This is a genomic window from Pseudomonas sp. BN411 (assembly GCF_029871235.1).
GTDB lineage: Bacteria > Pseudomonadota > Gammaproteobacteria > Pseudomonadales > Pseudomonadaceae > Metapseudomonas.
The window spans coordinates 189,086-206,388 of sequence record NZ_SSOM01000070.1 but is presented as its reverse complement, the minus strand read 5'-3'; the positions used below and the strand labels follow the sequence as shown (position 1 = coordinate 206,388).

Sequence of the window (17,303 nt, the reverse complement as noted above, 5' to 3'; positions counted from 1 at the left end):
AGATCCGACATGAATCGAGACAACCTCAAGCGCCTGCTGGCGCCCCGGCACCTGGCCTTCATCGGCGGCCGCAGCATGGCCCGCGCCCTCAAGCGCTGCGCCGAAGGTGGCTTCGCTGGCCAGATGTGGCTGGTGAATCCGCAGCACGCCGAGCTGGAAGGCGTGCCCTGCGTGGCCAGCGTCGCGGACCTGCCGTGCGGGCCGGACGCGGTGTTCATCGCCACCAACCGTGAACAGACGCTGGACAGCGTCGCAGCCCTGGCCGCCAAGGGGGCAGGTGGCGCCATTTGCTACGCCTCCGGCTTCGCCGAAACCGGTGCCGAGGGCCAGGCCCTGCAGGCGCAGTTGCTGGCTGCGGCCAATGACATGGCGCTGCTCGGACCCAACTGCTACGGCCTGCTGGACTACCTCCACGGCGCCGCCCTCTGGCCAGTGGCCCACGGTGGCCAACTGGTGGAGAAGGGCGTGGCCGTGCTCACCCAGAGCGGCAACTTCGCCTACAACCTGTCCATGAGCGACCGCTCCCTGCCGATCGCCTACATGGCCTCGGTGGGCAACCAGGCGCAACTGGGCGTGGCTGAGCTGATGGATGTGCTGCTGGACGAACCCCGCGTCACTGCCATCGGCTTGCATCTGGAAGGTCTGAAGAACGTACCGGGCTTTGCTCGTGCCGCACACAAGGCCCTGGAGAAGGGCATCCCGATCATCGCCCTGAAGACCGGCGTCTCGCAGATCGGCGCCGAGTTGGCTCTCAGCCACACCAGCTCCCTGGCCGGCTCCGATGCCCTGTACGACAGCCTCTTCGAGCGCCTCGGGGTGATCCGTGTCAGCGGTCCAGTGAGCTTCATGGAGACCCTCAAGGCCGCCGCCTGCGGCAAGCTGCCTGCCGGTCCCGGCCTGATCGCCCTGGCCTGCTCCGGCGGCGATGCTGGTCTGATCGCCGACTACGCCGAAGCCAACGGCCTGCAGCTGCCGAAGCTGGACGACGGCCAACGCCACGAGTTGGCTCAGGTCCTGCCGGGTTACGCCAATATCGCCAACCCGCTGGACTTCACCACCGCCATCTGGGGCGACGGTGACGCCCTGGAACGCATGCTCGACAGCGCCCTGCGCAGCGCTGCCGATGCCGCGTTGCTGGTGCTGGATTATCCAGGCGAGGAAACCGGCGAGCGGCCCCAGTGCGATCTGCTGCTGGAGTTGTATTGCCAAGCCCTGGAGCGTCATGGCAAGACCGGTTTCATTGCCTCGGCCTTCCCGGAACTGCTGCCGGAATCCGCCCGCGAGTACCTGCACGCCCGTGGCGTCGCTGCCTTGCAAGGCGTGGAGGACGGCCTGGCCGCCTGGGGCCGGATCGCCGCCTACAAGCAACGCCGTGAAGCACTGCTGGCCCGGGGCGAGTCGGCCCTGGTGCCCCTGAGTCCATCGCCTCTGGCCGGTAGTGAGTTGCTGGATGAATGGCAATCCAAACAGGCCCTGCGCACCTTTGGCCTGCCAGTTCCGCAAGCGCTGCTCAGTACGCCGGAACGTGCCGTGGAGGATGCCGGCCAGCTTGGCTACCCGCTGGTGCTGAAAGCCGTCAGCGCAGACCTGCCACACAAGACCGAAGCCGGCGCCGTGGCCCTCAACCTGTGTGATGCCGAAGCGCTGCAACGGGCCTTGGGCGAAATGCGGCAACGCATTGCCGCCTATGCGCCGGACGTGGCCTTCGACCAGGTGCTGCTGGAGCGCATGGCCACATCGCCACTTGCGGAGCTGATCGTGGGCGTCAAGCGCGAGGAAGGTTTCGGCCTGGCCCTGGTGATAGGCGCCGGCGGCATTCTCGTCGAGTTGCTGAAGGACAGCCGCAGCCTGCTGCTGCCCACCAACGATGCCGCGATCCGCGATGCCTTGCTGAGCTTGCGCAGTGCGCCGCTGCTCACCGGCTTCCGTGGTCGCCCTGCAGCGGATCTGGACGCGCTGGTAGCCGCCATTCGCGCCGTGGCCGACTACGCCTGCGAGAACGCCGGACGCTTGCTGGAGCTGGATGTGAATCCGCTGCTGGTCGGCGCCGACGGTGCCGTGGCGGTGGATGCGCTGATTCGCATCGCGGAATGACGACTCTTTTGTAGGAGCCAGCTTGCTGGCGAAGCGCTCGTGTGCCGCCGTTCGCGAGCAAGCTCGCTCCTACAGGTCTTGGCATCGATTCGAGGAGACACCTCATGCAACAGAACACTCTTACTGGCGGCCAGGCCCTGGTCCGCCTCCTGGCCAACTACGGCGTGGACACCGTGTTCGGCATTCCCGGCGTGCACACCCTGGAGCTGTATCGCGGCCTGCCCGGCAGTGGCATCCGCCATGTGTTGACCCGCCACGAGCAGGGCGCCGGTTTCATGGCCGACGGCTACGCGCGCGTCAGCGGCAAGCCGGGTGTGGCTTTCATCATCACCGGACCGGGCGTAACCAACGCCGCCACGCCCATCGGCCAGGCCTATGCCGATTCGATTCCGATGCTGGTGATTTCCAGCGTCAACCACACCGCCAGCCTCGGCAAGGGATGGGGTTGCCTGCACGAGACCCAGGACCAGCGCGCCATCACCGCGCCCATTACGGCCTTCTCGGCTGTAGCCCTGACCCCGGAAGACCTGCCCGAGCTGGTGGCCCGTGCCTTCGCCGTATTCGATGGTGAACGCCCGCGCCCTGTGCATATCTCGGTACCGCTGGATGTGCTTGCCGCTCCGGTGGCCCGTGACTGGACCGCCGAGGTGGTACGCCGTCCTGGCCCGGGCGTGGCCGATGGCGAGTCCCTGGACGCCGCCGCCAAGCGGCTGGCGGCAGCCAAGCGGCCGATGATCATCGCCGGTGGTGGCGCGCTGGAAGCGGCCGGCGCCGTGCAGGCACTCAGCGAGCGTCTGGCCGCTCCGGTATTCACCAGCGTGGCCGGCAAGGGACTGTTGCCGCCGGAGGCCCCGCTCAATGCCGGTGCCAGCCTTTGCGTGGCGCCGGGCTGGGAGATGATCGCCGAGGCCGATCTGGTACTGGCGGTGGGCACCGAGATGGCCGATACCGATTTCTGGCGCGAACGCCTGCCGCTGTCCGGCGAGCTGATCCGAATCGATATCGATCCGCGCAAGTTCAACGACTTCTATCCCTGTGCCGTCGCGCTCAAGGGCGACGCCCGCCAGACCCTGGAGGCGCTGCTGCAGCGGCTGCCGGAAACGGGCAGGGCAGGGGAGGCATCCGCCGCCCGTGTCGTGCGGCTGCGTGAGGCCGTCCGCAACGGCCACGCACCGCTGCAGGGTATCCACCAGGTAATTCTCGACCGCGTTGCCGCTGCCTTGCCGGCAGATGCCTTCATCAGTACCGACATGACCCAGCTGGCCTACACCGGCAACTACGCCTTCGCCAGCCGGGCACCGCGCAGCTGGTTGCACCCCACCGGCTACGGCACCCTCGGCTACGGCCTGCCGGCCGGCATCGGTGCCAAGTTCGGCGCACCGGAACGGCCCGGCCTGGTACTGGTGGGGGATGGTGGTTTCCTCTACACCGCGCAGGAACTGGCGACCGCCACGGAGGAACTCGACAGCCCGCTGGTGGTGCTGCTGTGGAACAACGACGCCCTGGGCCAGATCCGCGACGACATGTTGGCCCTGGATATCGAGCCGGTGGGCGTGCTGCCGCGCAACCCGGACTTCGCCGGCCTGGCCCGGGCCTTCCATTGCGCCGTGAAGCAGCCCCGCAGCCTCGACGAACTGGAAGACGACCTGCGCGCAGGCTTCGGCCACCCCGGCGTCACCCTGATCGAACTGAAACATGCCTGTGCTCGTTGAGCACGAGGCAAGGAGTTGAACATGCGCTTTTCCGACCTCACCCAACGTATCGCCGGCGACGGCGCGGCGGCCTGGAACATTCACTACCGTGCGCTGGAGCGCCAGGCCAACGGTGACGACATTCTCCTGCTGTCGGTAGGCGACCCCGATTTCGACACACCGCAGCCCATCATCCAGGCGGCCATCGACAGCCTGCTCAACGGCAATACCCACTACTCCGACGTGCGCGGCAAGCTCCCCCTGCGGCAACGCATTGCCGCCTGGCACAACCGGCGCAGCGGACAGAGCGTGGGTTCCGACCAGGTGGTGGTGCTGGCGGGCGCCCAGTGTGCGCTGTTCTGTGTGGTGCAGTGCCTGCTCAACCCGGGGGACGAGGTCATAGTCGCCGAGCCCATGTACGTCACCTACGAGGCGGTGTTCGGTGCCTGTGGCGCCAAGGTAGTCCCGGTTCCGGTGCGTTCGGAGAATGGCTTCCGCATCCAGCCCGAGGACGTGGCTGCCGCTATCACTCCGCGCACTCGCGCGCTGGCCCTGAACAGCCCGCACAACCCCTCCGGCGCCAGCCTGCCGCGTTCAACCTGGAACGCCCTGGCCGAACTTTGCATCGCCCATGACCTGTGGATGATCTCCGACGAGGTCTACAGCGAGCTGCTGTTCGAGGGTGAGCACATCAGCCCGGCCAGCCTGCCGGGCATGGCCGAGCGCACCGCGACCATCAACAGCCTGTCCAAGTCCCATGCCATGACCGGCTGGCGCGTGGGCTGGGTGGTCGGTTCGGAGGAACTGACCGGACACTTGGAAAACCTCGCCCTGTGCATGCTCTACGGCTCGCCGGACTTCGTTCAGGACGCCGCCTGCGTTGCCCTTGAGGCGCGACTTCCGGAGCTGGAAGCCATGCGCGAGGCCTATCGCCAGCGGCGTGACCTGGTGTGCGCCACCCTGGAAAGTTGCCCCGGCCTGCGTGCGCTGAAGCCGGACGGCGGCATGTTCGTGATGGTGGATATCCGCCCGACCGGCCTGTCCGCCCAGGACTTCGCCGACCGCCTGCTGGACGATTACGGCGTCTCGGTGCTGGCGGGCGAGGCTTTCGGGCCCAGCGCCGCGGGGCATATCCGCCTGGGACTGGTGCTGGGCAGCGAGCCGCTGCAGGAAGCCTGTCGCCGCATTGCCCGCTGTGCAGCCGAACTGATTGATCAACTAGAAATCGCATGAATGAAGGTTTGCGTTGCGCGGCGAATCCCTGATTGTTGGGCTTCGCTGCGCTCTGCACCAACCTACGGACCGTGCCATAAGGAACACCCATGAAAATTCTGATCGTCCATGCCCACCCCGAGTCGCAGTCGTTCTGCAGCGCCTTGCGCGATCTCGCAGTGGAAACCCTGCAAGGGCAGGGGCATGAAGTCCGCCAGTCCGACCTCCACGCACTGGAGTGGAACCCGGTCGCCAGCGCCGCTGATTTCAGTGAGCGGCGGAACCCCGATTACCTGGTCTACGCCCTGGAACAGCGCGAAGGCGTGAAGGCCGGCAAGATTGCGCCGGATATCCAGCGCGAGCTCGATAAGCTGCTCTGGGCAGACCTACTGATCCTCAACTTCCCGCTCTACTGGTTCTCGGTGCCGGCGATTCTCAAGGGCTGGATCGACCGGGTACTGGTGTCCGGCGTCTGCTACGGCGGCAAGCGTTTCTACGACCAGGGCGGCCTGGCCGGTAAGAAGGCTCTGGTCACTCTGACCCTGGGCGGCCGCGAGCACATGTTCGGTGAAGGCGCCATCCACGGCCCGCTGGAAGACATGCTGCGTCCGCTGCTGCGTGGCACCCTGGCCTACGTCGGCCTGGACGTGTTGCCGCCTTTCGTGGCCTGGCACGTGCCCTATATCAGCAATGACGCGCGCCAGGATTTCCTGCGTGACTACCAGGCGCGACTGCAGGGGCTGGAGCAGGATGTGCCGCTCGCGTTCCCCCGTCTGGACCAGTTCGACGACAGGTTGTATCCACTGGCGCGATGAGTGCAGCAAGGCCGCCCAAGGGCGGCCTTCTTCTTTCTCCGATGAACGCAAATTTGTAGGAGCGAGCTCTGCTCGCGAAAGTCCCGAGCGCGATCATTCGCGAGCAAGCTCGCTCCTACCTGTTTTATCGCCCGATGCCCCCGGCAAAGCGGCAACCAGCGGCAAACTGCCCTTGCCGCTTTGCCGCCCCACCAGCGTCTGTTGCCGCTTTTTGCCGCCTGTTTTTCCTTCAAGGCGTTGAAAATAAAGGAAAAACTAAAGTGGCACGGCCTTTGCTGAATGTCAGGTAAGCAAAACCGCATTGCCACTGGCAAAGGTTCCGGACATGAGCATCAGTTTCGAAAAGGCCCTCGGCATCCATCAGCAAGCCCTCAGCTTCCGCGCCCAGCGTGGCGAGGTGCTGGCCAACAACATCGCCAATGCCGATACCCCGAACTACAAGGCTCGCGACCTGGACTTCGCCAGCGTGCTGGCCCAGCAGTCGGAGAAGGCTGCCCACGGCAGCTTCCAGGCCGCCCGGACCAACGAGCACCACATTGCCGCCGAAGGTTTCGAGATCGCTGATGCCTCGCTGAAGTACCGCGTTCCGTTCCAGGCCGCCATCGACCAGAACACCGTCGACGCCCAGCTGGAACAGTCGAACTACACCGAGAACGCCATGCAGTTCCAGGCCAGCTTCACCTTCCTCAATAGCAAGTTCAAAGGGCTGATGAATGCCCTGCGCGGCGAATAACGGAGAGCCAAGCCATGTCCCTGTCCAGCATCTTCAACATCGCCGGCACCGGCATGAGTGCCCAGAACACTCGGCTGAACACCATCTCCAGCAACATCGCCAACGCCGAAACGGTGTCCTCCAGCCTCGACCAGACCTACCGCGCCCGCCATCCGGTGTTCGCCACCGTGATGCAGGACAGCCTGGGCAACGGCGACCGTGGTTCGCTGTTCGGCGACCAGGACCAGTCCGGCGCCGGCGTACAAGTGCTTGGCGTGATCGAGGACCAGAGCACCCTGACCCCGCGCTACGAGCCGAACCACCCGGCGGCCAACGCGGACGGCTACGTCTACTACCCGAACGTGAACGTGGTTGAAGAGATGGCCGACATGATTTCCGCCAGCCGGTCCTTCCAGACCAACGCGGAAATGATGAACACCGCCAAACAGATGATGCAGAAAGTGCTGACCCTGGGTCAGTGATAGCGCGCGAGGGAACAGCATGAGTGTCAGTAACGTAGCGTCCACCGATGGCCAGTCGTTCCTCGACCAGTACGCCATCAAGAACGAAACCAAGAGCAAGGACCTCGGCAAGAACGAGTTCCTTGAGCTGCTGGTCGCCCAGTTGAACAACCAGGACCCGCTGGCGCCCCAGGAGAACGGCGAGTTCATCGCCCAGCTGGCGCAGTTCAGCCAGGTGGAAGGCATCGAGAAGCTGAACAGCAGCATGGGTTCGCTGCTGTCCGGCTACCAGTCCTCCCAGGCACTGCAGGCCTCGTCCCTGGTGGGGCGCAAGGTGATCGTGCCCAGCGATAAGGCCGTGGTGGATACCGCGGAAACCTTCAAGGCCAGCGCCAACCTGCCCATTTCCAGCAGCAACGTCTGGGTCAACGTCTACGACAACGCCGGCACCCTGGTGAACCGCATCAACCTCGGCGAACAACCGGCCGGCAGCGTCAGCTTCATGTGGGACGGCAAGGACTCCAGCGGCAAGGTCATGCCGCCGGGCACCTATAAGTTCGAAGCCCAGGCCCAGTACAGCGGTGAAACCAAAGCCCTCTACACCATGCTTCCGGCCAACGTCGACAGCGTCACCCTCGGCCAGAACGGCGGCGAGCTGATGCTCAACCTCGCCGGCATCGGCAGCGTCGGCCTGTCCAAGGTCCAGGTCATCGGTCAGTAACTTCCCGGTCAAGAGCGCCGGGAAGCACCGGCAAAGGAGAAAGTAATGGCGTTCAACATCGGTCTCAGCGGTCTGCGCGCAGCGACCAGCGACCTCAACGTCACCGGCAACAACATTGCCAACGCCGGCACCGCGGGCTTCAAGCAGTCCCGTGCCGAGTTCGCCGACGTCTATGCCGCCTCGGTGCTCGGCACCGGCAAGAACGCGCAGGGTAGCGGCGTGGCCCTGGGCGACGTGTCCCAGCTGTTCAACCAGGGCAACATCAACTACACCCAGAACGCCCTGGACCTGGCCATCAACGGCAACGGCTTCTTCCAGACCAGCAACAACGGCGAGATCAGCTACACCCGCGCCGGTTACTTCGGTACTGACCGCAACGGCTACATCGTCAACAACTTCGGCTATCGCCTGCAGGGCTACGGCATCGATGGCAATGGCAACGTGCAGAACGGCGTAGTCAGCGACCTGCAGATCCAGACTTCCAACCAGGCGCCCAAGGCCACCACCGAGGTCGAGCAGAAGTTCAACCTGAACTCCACCACCAAGGCGCCGACCAATACTCCGTTCGATCCAAGCGACCCGACGACCTACACCTCGTCCACCTCGGTCAACATCTATGACTCCCAGGGCAATGCCCACGTCATGACCCAGTACTTCATCAACAACTCGGACCCGGCCGCCACTCCGCCGGTGACCAACAACTGGACCATGGCGGTCCTGGTGGATGGGCGCAATCCGGCCAACCCCGGCAGCACCGACCCGCACACCACCAACCTGCTGTTCAATGCCGACGGCAGCCTGGACACCGCTGGTATGACCGCAGGCGGCGAGCTGAACTACGACCCCGCCACCGGCCTGATGAACCTCGACGATTGGGTGCCCGCAGTTTCCGACGGCGGCACGCCGGCCAACTGGTCGTCCAACGGCGCCACCGCCAACGCCGGCGGCATCAGCGTCGACATCCGTGGCTCCACCCAGTACTCCAGTTCGTTCGCCGTCAACAGCATCAGCCAGGACGGCTACACCACCGGCCAACTGGCAGGCCTGGAAATCGACGACTCCGGTGTGATCTTCGCCCGCTACACCAACGGCCAGTCCAAGGTGCAGGGCCAGGTGATCCTCGCCAACTTCGCCAACGTCCAGGGCCTGACCCCGGTAGGCAAGACCGGCTGGGTGCAATCGTTCGAGTCCGGCGAGCCGGTAGTCGGCACCCCGCGTTCCGGCACTCTGGGTGCCCTGCAGGCCGGTGCGCTGGAAGACTCCAACGTCGAGCTGTCGGATCAACTGGTGAACCTGATCGTCGCCCAGCGCAACTACCAGGCGAACGCCAAGACTATCCAGACTGAGGACGCCGTCACCCAAACCATCATCAACCTCCGCTGATGAGCGGCTGCATCCTCTTGATGTAGGAGCGAGCTTGCTCGCGAAGGTTTGCCCATTCGCGGGCAAGCCCGCTCCTACTGGCGGCAAATCCCCTTGCCGCTGGCGGCATCCCCTCGCCGCCAGTGCTTTGACAAGGCCCTGCAAAGGGCCTTTTTCTTTTTGTAAAAATCCTTTTATTTCAATGGTTTGTTCGTGATTTTCGAGTTTGGCACGCGGCTTGCTGGATAGCTTGCAAAGCGCCAAGGGCGGCAACGCCCACTCGGAGAGATTCATGGACAAGATGCTTTATGTCGCAATGAGCGGAGCCAGCCAGAACAGCCTGGCCCAGCGTGCTCATGCCAACAACCTGGCGAACATTTCGACCTCCGGTTTCCGCCGCGACTTCGAACAGGCGCGCTCCATGCCGGTGTTCGGTGACAGCTTTCCGTCGCGGGTCTATGCCATGACCGAGCGGCCCGGCACTGACTTCACTCCCGGTGCCCTGCAGGAAACCGGTCGCGACCTGGACGTGGCCATCGAAGGGGAGGGCTGGATTGCCGTTCAGGCCGCCGACGGCGGCGAAGCCTATGTGCGCACCGCCAGCCTGCAGATCGATGCCCTTGGCCAGCTCCGCACCGGCAATGGTTTGCCGGTCATGGGCAATGCCGGTCCCATCGCCATTCCTCCGGAGCAGAAAGTCGAGATTGGCCAGGACGGCACCATCAGCATTCGTGCCTTGGGCGAGGCCCCCAACGTGGTGGCCGAGGTGGACCGCATCAAGCTGGTCAACCCCGATCCCAAGCAACTGGAGAAGGGCACCGACGGCCTGATCCGGATCAAGGACCCACAGCAGGCGGTGCAGGCCGACGCCAACGTCCGCGTGACCTCCGGCTTCATCGAAGCCAGCAACGTCAACGCCGTGGAAGAGATGACTGCGATCCTCTCGCTGTCCCGCCAGTTCGAGCTTTCCGTGAAGATGATGCGCACCGCCGAGGACAATTCTTCGGCAATGGCGCGGGTCTTGCAGTTCAGCTAATCACCAGTACGCGGCGCCATGTTTCCGGCGCCCGAGGAGAAATAGATGCTTCCGGCACTCTGGGTCAGCAAGACCGGCCTGTCCGCCCAGGACATGAACCTGACCACCATTTCCAACAACCTGGCGAACGTCTCGACCACGGGCTTCAAGCGCGACCGCGCCGAGTTCGAAGACCTGCTGTACCAGATCCGCCGCCAGCCCGGTGGCCAGACCAGCCAGGACAGCGAGCTGCCCACCGGCCTGCAACTGGGTACCGGTGTGCGCATTGCCGGCACCCAGAAGATCTTCACCCAGGGCAGCCTGCAGACCACCGAACAGCCGCTGGACATGGCCATCAATGGCCGTGGCTTCTTCCAGGTGCTGCTGCCCGATGGCACTGTCTCCTACACCCGCGACGGCAGCTTCCACCTCAACTCCGACGGCCAGATCGTCACCTCCCAGGGCTTTGCCCTGGAGCCGGCCATCGTCCTGCCCGCCGAAGTGCAGACCTTCACCGTGGGTGAGGACGGCACCGTCTCCGTGACCACCACCGGCAACCCCGCCGCCCAGGTGATCGGCAACATCCAGACCGCCGACTTCGTCAACTACGGCGGCCTGCAGGCTATCGGCAACAACCTGTTCCTGGAGACCGCTTCCAGCGGTGCGCCGCAAGTCGGTACGCCGGGCCTCACCGGCCTCGGCACCGTGCAGCAGAACACCCTGGAAAACTCCAACGTCAGCGTGGTCGAGGAACTGGTGAACATGATCACCACCCAGCGCGCCTACGAGATGAACTCCAAGGTCATCTCCACCGCCGACCAGATGCTCTCCTTCGTCACGCAGAACCTGTAACGCCCTGAGGTAGTCGCCATGAACCGGCTGATCATTCTTCTCCCGCTGCTCGGTATCACCCTTATCCAGGGCTGTGTGCAGCCGGCTCCGCGGCCGAACGATCCGTACTACGCGCCGGTCCTGCCGCGCACTCCGCTGCCGGTGGCGCAGAACAATGGCGCCATCTACCAGGCCGGTTTCGAGACCAACCTCTACGACGACCGCAAGGCCTATCGCGTGGGTGACATCATCACCATCACCCTCAACGAGCGCACCCAGGCCAGCAAGAACGCCAACTCGCAGATCCAGAAGGACAGCAACGCCAACATCGGCCTGACCTCGCTGTTTGGCGGCGGTGTGTCGGTGAACAACCCCAACGGCGGCCTGAACCCGCTGGATGCCGCGCGCCTGTCCCTGGATGCCGAATACAACGCCACCCGCGACACCAAGGGCGACTCCAAGGCAGGGCAGAGCAACAGCCTGTCCGGCTCCGTCACCGTCACCGTGTCCGAAGTGCTGCCCAACGGCATCCTCGCGGTCCGTGGTGAGAAGTGGCTGACCCTGAACACCGGCGACGAGCTGGTGCGCATCGCCGGCATGGTCCGCGCCGACGACATCGGCACCGACAACACCGTGCCTTCCACCCGTGTGGCCGACGCGCGCATCACCTATTCCGGCACCGGCGCCTTCGCCGATGCCAGCCAGCCCGGCTGGTTCGACCGGTTCTTCATGAGCCCGCTGTTCCCGTTCTGATGAGGCCGACCATGAAGCGACTGATCACCGCCCTTTGCCTGCTGCTCGCCGCAGGTGTTGCCCAGGCCGAGCGTCTGAAGGACCTGGCGAGCATCCAGGGCGTGCGGAGCAACCAACTGATCGGCTACGGCCTGGTGGTGGGCCTGAACGGCACGGGTGACCAGACCACCCAGACGCCGTTCACCCTGCAGACCTTCAACAACATGCTGGCGCAGTTCGGCATCAAGGTGCCGGCCAACGTCGGCAACGTGCAGCTGAAGAACGTCGCGGCGGTGTCCATCCACGCCGACCTGCCGCCCTTCGCCAAGCCGGGCCAGACCATCGACGTCACCATTTCCTCCATCGGCAACGCCAAGAGCCTGCGCGGCGGCAGCCTGCTGATGAGCCCGCTGAAAGGTATCGACGGCAACGTCTACGCCATCGCCCAGGGCAACCTGGTGGTGGGCGGTTTCGACGCCGAGGGCAGCGACGGTTCGAAAATCACCGTCAACGTCCCGTCTTCCGGGCGCATTCCTTCCGGCGCCACTGTGGAGCGACCGGTGCCGAGCGGTTTCGAGCAGGGCAATTTCCTCACCCTGAACCTCAATCGCCCGGACTTCACCACCGCGAAGAACATCGTCGACAAGCTCAACGAGCTGCTCGGTCCGGGCGTCGCCCAGGCTGTGGATGGCGGCTCGGTCCGGGTCAGCGCACCGCTGGATCCGGGCCAGCGTGTGGATTACCTCTCGGTGATCGAGAACCTGGAAGTCGAGGCCGGCCAGGCCGTGGCCAAGGTCATCATCAACTCGCGCACCGGCACCATCGTCATCGGCCAGAACGTGAAGGTGCAGCCAGCCGCCGTGACCCACGGCAGCCTGACCGTCACCATCACCGAGGACCCCATCGTCAGCCAGCCGGAAGCCTTCTCCGGTGGCCAGACCGCCGTGGTGCCACGCTCGAAGGTCAATGCCGAGGAAGAAGCCAAGCCGATGTTCAAGTTCGGCCCCGGCACGACGCTTGATGAGATTGTTCGCGCGGTCAACCAGGTGGGCGCTGCGCCGTCCGACCTGATGGCCATTCTCGAAGCGCTGAAGCAGGCCGGCGCCCTGCAAGCCGACCTGATCGTGATTTAAGGGAAAGCGATGAACGCGAAATTCTCCGCAGGTCTCGCCAGCGGTTCCAAGGTGGACAGCGGCGCCTACACCGACCTGAACCGGCTCAGCCAGTTCAAGACCGGCAAGGATCGCGACAGCGAGGCCAACATCCGCAAGGTGGCCCAGGAATTCGAATCTCTGTTCCTCAACGAGATGATGAAGTCCATGCGTCAGGCGGGCGAAGCCTTCGCCGAAGGCAACTACCTGAACAGCAACGAGACCAAGACCTACCAGGACATGCACGACCAGCAGCTGGCCGTGACCCTGTCCAAGCAGGGCGGCGTCGGCCTGGCCGATGTGCTGACCCGTCAGTTGTCCAAGACCAACAAGTCGACGGGCCCCAATCCCTTCGCCCAGGTGCAGTCCGGCGCCCAGGCCAACTGGCCGGTGCAGGGCAGCAAGCAGGTGGCGAAAGCCGAGGCCTCGGGCTTCGCGGAGCGCGACGACTCCAAACTGCTCAACCAGCGTCGTCTGGCCCTGCCGGGCAAGCTCAGCGACCGCCAGGCCGCCGGCATCGTGCCGTCGCCCGAGCAGGTTGCCGGTACCTCACTGGCCGGCAAGGACTGGACTCCGGCCAAGACCTACGCCGCGCCGGAGCGCGAGTCGGTGGGCGTCGAGGCCACCAAGGGCACCAGCAAGCGTGTGTTCGCGTCACGCAACGAATTCATCGAGACGCTGCTGCCGATGGCCGAGAAGGCCGCCGAACGCATCGGTGTCGACCCGCGCTACCTGGTGGCCCAGGCCGCGCTGGAAACCGGCTGGGGCAAGTCGATCATCCGCGAAGGCGATGGCACCAGCAGCCACAACCTGTTCGGCATCAAGGCCCACAAGAGCTGGGACGGCGATTCCGCGCGGGTGATGACCACCGAGTACAAGGGCGGCAAGGCGGTGAAGGAGGCGGCATCGTTCCGCTCCTACAACTCCTTCGAGCAGAGCTTCCACGACTTCGTGAGCTTCTTGCAGAACAACGACCGCTACGACAAGGCGCTGAATTCCGCCGACAACTCCGAGCAGTTCGTTCGCGAGCTGCAGAAGGCTGGCTACGCCACCGACCCCCAATACGCGCGCAAGATTTCCCAGATCGCCCGCGGCATGCAGGTTTACCAGGCCGTTGCTGCAGTCGACAGCACGACCACCAGGATATGAGGCTTGAGTCATGGCTGACTTACTGAACATTGGCCTGTCGGGGCTGCGCGTGAGCCAGACACAGCTCACCGTCACCGGCCACAACATCTCCAACGTCAATACACCCGGTTTCACGCGGCAGAGCGCGACGCAGTCCACGACCCTGCCGCAGTTCTCCGGTTCGGGCTACATCGGCAGCGGCGCCACCCTGACGGATATCCGTCGCAGCTACAGCGAGTTCCTGACTGCGCAGCTGCGCAACACCACCTCGCTGAGCAGCGATGTGGATGCGTACAAGAGCCAGATCGACCAGCTCGACTCGCTGTTGTCCGGCACCACTACCGGCATCACGCCGTCGATGAAGAGCTTCTTCGGGGCCATGCAGACCGCCGCCGAAGACCCCGCCAACATGCCGGCGCGCCAACTGGTGCTGTCGGAGGCCGAGGGGCTGGCGCGCCGCTTCAATACCGTCTACGACCGGCTGAGCGCGCAAAACGACTCGCTGAACAAGCAGATGTCGTCGGTGGCGGACCAGGTGAACCGCCTGGCCGGCTCCATCGCCAGCCTCAACGACGCCATCGCCGTCGCGTCCTCCAGCGGCCAGGTCCCCAACGATCTGCTGGACTCTCGCGACGAAGCGATCCGTCAGCTTTCCACTTACGTGGGCGTCAACGTGGTGCCGCAGAGCGATGGCACCCAGAGCATCTTCGTCGGTACCGGCCAGCCGCTGGTGGTGGGCAACACCGCCAACCGCCTGGAAGCGGTGCCCGGCAAGGGCGACCCCAGCCGATTCGAACTGGAGTTCGTCAGCGGCGATTCCCGTCAGGGCGTCACCTCGCAGCTCAGCGGTGGCGAGCTGGGTGGCCTGATCCGCTATCGCAGCGAGACGCTGGACTCCAGCCTGAACACCTTGGGCCGCCTGGCGATGTCGATCACCGACCAGGTGAATACCCAGCTCGGCCAGGGCCTGGACCTGAAAGGGCAGGTGGGCGCGGCACTGTTCGGCAATTACAACGACTCGGCCCTGTCGGCACTGCGGGTCAAGGCTTTTGCCGGCAACAGCAATGCCCAACCGGCCTTGAACATCACCAATACCAGCCTGCTCAATACCAGCGACTACCAGATGGAGTACGACGCCACGGCGACGCCGCCCTACACGGTGCGCCGCCTGAGCGACAACCAGCAGATGGTGGTCAGCGACAGCACCCCGTCCGGCACCCTGACCATCAAGGACAGCTCGGGTCGCGACCAGGGCTTCCAGATCGCCCTGGGCGTGCCGCCGCCCACCACCGGTGACAAGTTCGTGCTGCAGCCGACGCGCACCGGCGCCAAGGACATCAGCGCGGTGCTGGACCAGGCCGACCAGTTGGCCTTCGCTGCCCCCCTGCATTCGGAAGCGAACGTGCAGAACAAGGGCACCGGCGCGATTGGCCAGCCCAACATCACCAACTCGCTGACGCCCATGAGCCAGGCGCACCTGGCGGCGATCTCGTCCATCACCATGAACTACACAGCGGGCACTCCGGGCAGCCTGAGCTTCTCCGGCCTGCCGCCTGGTGTGACCATCACCCAGCCGCCGTCCGGAACCCTGAGCGTGACGCCGGGGCAGACGAACCAGCTGAGCTATACCGTCTCGGTCACCACCGGCACTCCGGCCACCACGCAGGACTACCAGATCACCCAGAGCTTCAGCGGACGGGCGGAAACCGGCGACACCTTCAGTCTCGCCATGAGCAGCAGCGGTGTGTCCGATAACCGTAACGCCCTCAAGCTGGTCGACTTGCAGACCAAGGCTGCGATCGGTGTCGATTCCCTGGTGGGTGGCACTGGCTCCACTTTCACCGACAGCTACGGTGACCTGGTGGAGCGGGTAGGCACCCTGACCGCCCAGGCGCGGGTGGACAGCGAAGCCAGCACGGCGATCCTCAAGCAGGCCACGGACAACCGTGACTCGCTCTCGGCGGTGAGCCTGGACGAGGAGGCGGCCAACCTGATCAAGTTCGAGCAGTACTACAACGCCTCGTCGCAAGTGATTCAAGTTGCCCGAAGCCTGTTCGATACCTTGATGAGCACCTTCCGCTAACGGAGCCCGCCATGCGCATTTCCACGATCCAGCAATACAACAATGGCGTGTCGGGCCTGCAGCGGAACTACGCGAACGTCACCCGGACCCAGGAACAGATCAGCACCGGCAACCGCATCCTCACGCCGGCAGACGATCCGGTGGCGTCGGTACGCCTTCTGCAACTCGATCAGCAGCAGGGCGTGCTGGATCAGTACAACTCCAACCTGACGGCGGCCAAGAACAGCCTGACCCAGGAAGAAGTGACGCTGAACTCGGTCAACACCGTGCTCCAGCGCGTGCGCGAACTGGCGGGGGAGGCCGGCAACGGCGCCCTGAGCACCGAGGACCGCAAGGCCATCTCCGCCGAACTCAAGGAGCGCGAGGACGAGCTGCTGAGCCTGATGAATACGCGCAACGCGCGGGGCGAGTACATCTTCTCCGGCTTCCAGGGCAAGACCCAGCCCTTCGTGCGCAATGCGGATGGCAGCTACAGCTACCAGGGTGACGAAGGCCAGCGCAAATTGCAGGTGGCAAGTTCCCTGCAGATTGCCATCAGCGACAACGGCAAGCGTGTCTTCGAGAACGTGATCAATGCCGGGCGGCTGGATAGCGCCCTGACCAACAGCCCCGCAGGTTCTACCCTGAGCCCTTCGGCGCCGCTGGTGCAGGACGAGGTTTCCTTCACCGGCAACCCGCCGTTCCCCAATGCCGGCGTACAGGTCGTCTTCGGTAACCCCGACCCCAACAGCTACGAAATCTTCGCGCTTGGTACCACCACGCCGGTGCTCGGCAGTGGCGCCATCGACACGGATAACGCAACCGCCGACCAGGTGGTGTTCCGCGGCGTCAGCATCAAGTTCGACGGCGTGCCCGTAGGCGGCGAGACCATCGAGGTCACACCCCAGCCCACCGAGCAGAAGCAGGGCATCCTCGACACCATCGCCAACCTGCGCATGGCGCTTGAGAACTCCCCCGATACCCCGGCCGGCAACAACCTCGTCCGCGACTCCATCGCCGAAGCCCTGACCAACCTGGACAACGGCATGACCGCGGTCGATTCGGTACGCGGCGACATCGGCGCGCGCCTGAACGTGGTCGAATCCACCCTCACCGACAACGAAGACGTGACCCTGGTGAACCAGTCCATCCAGGCCGACCTGCGGGAACTGGACTACGCCGAGGCGCTGTCGCGGCTGTCGTTCCAGTCGGTCATCCTTGAAGCGTCGCAGCAGAGTTACGTGAAGATTGCGGGGCTCAGTCTGTTCAACAAGCTGGGGTAGGTGGACGCTCCCTAGTCATCCCTCCTTGTGCTA

At 64.7% G+C, this 17,303-nt stretch carries 15 protein-coding genes; all 15 read left to right on the top strand.

Annotated features, from left to right (window positions below; translation table 11 throughout):
- Positions 1-9: 9 nt before the first annotated feature.
- Complete coding sequence (locus tag E8F06_RS17280; RefSeq protein ID WP_280369471.1) at positions 10-2,094, top strand: acetate--CoA ligase family protein; 2,085 nt, start codon at positions 10-12, stop codon at positions 2,092-2,094.
- A 104-nt stretch (positions 2,095-2,198) separates the two neighbouring features.
- Entirely contained in the window at positions 2,199-3,806 is a 1,608-nt protein-coding gene (locus tag E8F06_RS17275; protein WP_280369469.1) for a 5-guanidino-2-oxopentanoate decarboxylase, read from the top strand.
- Between the two features lie 21 nt (positions 3,807-3,827).
- Complete coding sequence (locus E8F06_RS17270; RefSeq protein WP_280369467.1) at positions 3,828-5,018, top strand: pyridoxal phosphate-dependent aminotransferase; 1,191 nt, start codon at positions 3,828-3,830, stop codon at positions 5,016-5,018.
- An 89-nt stretch (positions 5,019-5,107) separates the two neighbouring features.
- Positions 5,108-5,812 (top strand): NAD(P)H-dependent oxidoreductase, encoded by a 705-nt coding sequence (locus E8F06_RS17265; protein ID WP_280369465.1) that lies wholly within the window; start codon positions 5,108-5,110, stop codon positions 5,810-5,812.
- Positions 5,813-6,137: 325 nt separating this feature from the next.
- Positions 6,138-6,545 carry a flagellar basal body rod protein FlgB gene (gene flgB / locus E8F06_RS17260; protein WP_280369464.1) on the top strand — a complete coding sequence of 136 codons (408 nt, stop codon included), beginning with the start codon at positions 6,138-6,140 and terminating at the stop codon, positions 6,543-6,545.
- A gap of 14 nt (positions 6,546-6,559) precedes the next feature.
- Positions 6,560-7,006 (top strand): flagellar basal body rod protein FlgC, encoded by a 447-nt coding sequence (gene flgC, locus E8F06_RS17255; protein WP_280369462.1) that lies wholly within the window; start codon positions 6,560-6,562, stop codon positions 7,004-7,006.
- A 19-nt stretch (positions 7,007-7,025) separates the two neighbouring features.
- A complete protein-coding gene (gene flgD, locus E8F06_RS17250; RefSeq protein ID WP_280369461.1) occupies positions 7,026-7,706 on the top strand; it encodes a flagellar hook assembly protein FlgD in 681 nt (226 codons plus the stop codon).
- 45 nt (positions 7,707-7,751) lie between these two features.
- Positions 7,752-9,089: a flagellar hook protein FlgE gene (gene flgE, locus E8F06_RS17245; protein ID WP_280369459.1), complete on the top strand. Its 1,338-nt coding sequence runs from the start codon at positions 7,752-7,754 to the stop codon at positions 9,087-9,089.
- 271 nt (positions 9,090-9,360) lie between these two features.
- Positions 9,361-10,104, top strand: a complete 744-nt coding sequence (gene flgF, locus E8F06_RS17240; RefSeq protein ID WP_190830186.1) for a flagellar basal-body rod protein FlgF — start codon at positions 9,361-9,363, stop codon at positions 10,102-10,104.
- Positions 10,105-10,149: 45 nt separating this feature from the next.
- Positions 10,150-10,935 carry a flagellar basal-body rod protein FlgG gene (gene flgG / locus E8F06_RS17235; protein WP_151132596.1) on the top strand — a complete coding sequence of 262 codons (786 nt, stop codon included), beginning with the start codon at positions 10,150-10,152 and terminating at the stop codon, positions 10,933-10,935.
- 18 nt (positions 10,936-10,953) lie between these two features.
- The gene (gene flgH / locus E8F06_RS17230; RefSeq protein WP_280369457.1) at positions 10,954-11,667 is read left to right on the top strand and encodes a flagellar basal body L-ring protein FlgH; all 714 of its coding nucleotides are present in this window, start codon (positions 10,954-10,956) and stop codon (positions 11,665-11,667) included.
- 11 nt (positions 11,668-11,678) lie between these two features.
- Positions 11,679-12,779, top strand: coding sequence for a flagellar basal body P-ring protein FlgI (locus E8F06_RS17225; protein WP_280369456.1), 1,101 nt, complete (start codon positions 11,679-11,681; stop codon positions 12,777-12,779).
- 9 nt (positions 12,780-12,788) lie between these two features.
- On the top strand, positions 12,789-13,946 hold the full coding sequence (gene flgJ, locus E8F06_RS17220; RefSeq protein WP_280369454.1) for a flagellar assembly peptidoglycan hydrolase FlgJ: 1,158 nt from the start codon (positions 12,789-12,791) through the stop codon (positions 13,944-13,946).
- Positions 13,947-13,956: 10 nt separating this feature from the next.
- Positions 13,957-16,008, top strand: coding sequence for a flagellar hook-associated protein FlgK (flgK, locus tag E8F06_RS17215; protein ID WP_280369453.1), 2,052 nt, complete (start codon positions 13,957-13,959; stop codon positions 16,006-16,008).
- Between the two features lie 11 nt (positions 16,009-16,019).
- Entirely contained in the window at positions 16,020-17,270 is a 1,251-nt protein-coding gene (gene flgL, locus E8F06_RS17210; RefSeq protein WP_280369451.1) for a flagellar hook-associated protein FlgL, read from the top strand.
- Positions 17,271-17,303 lie beyond the last annotated feature (33 nt).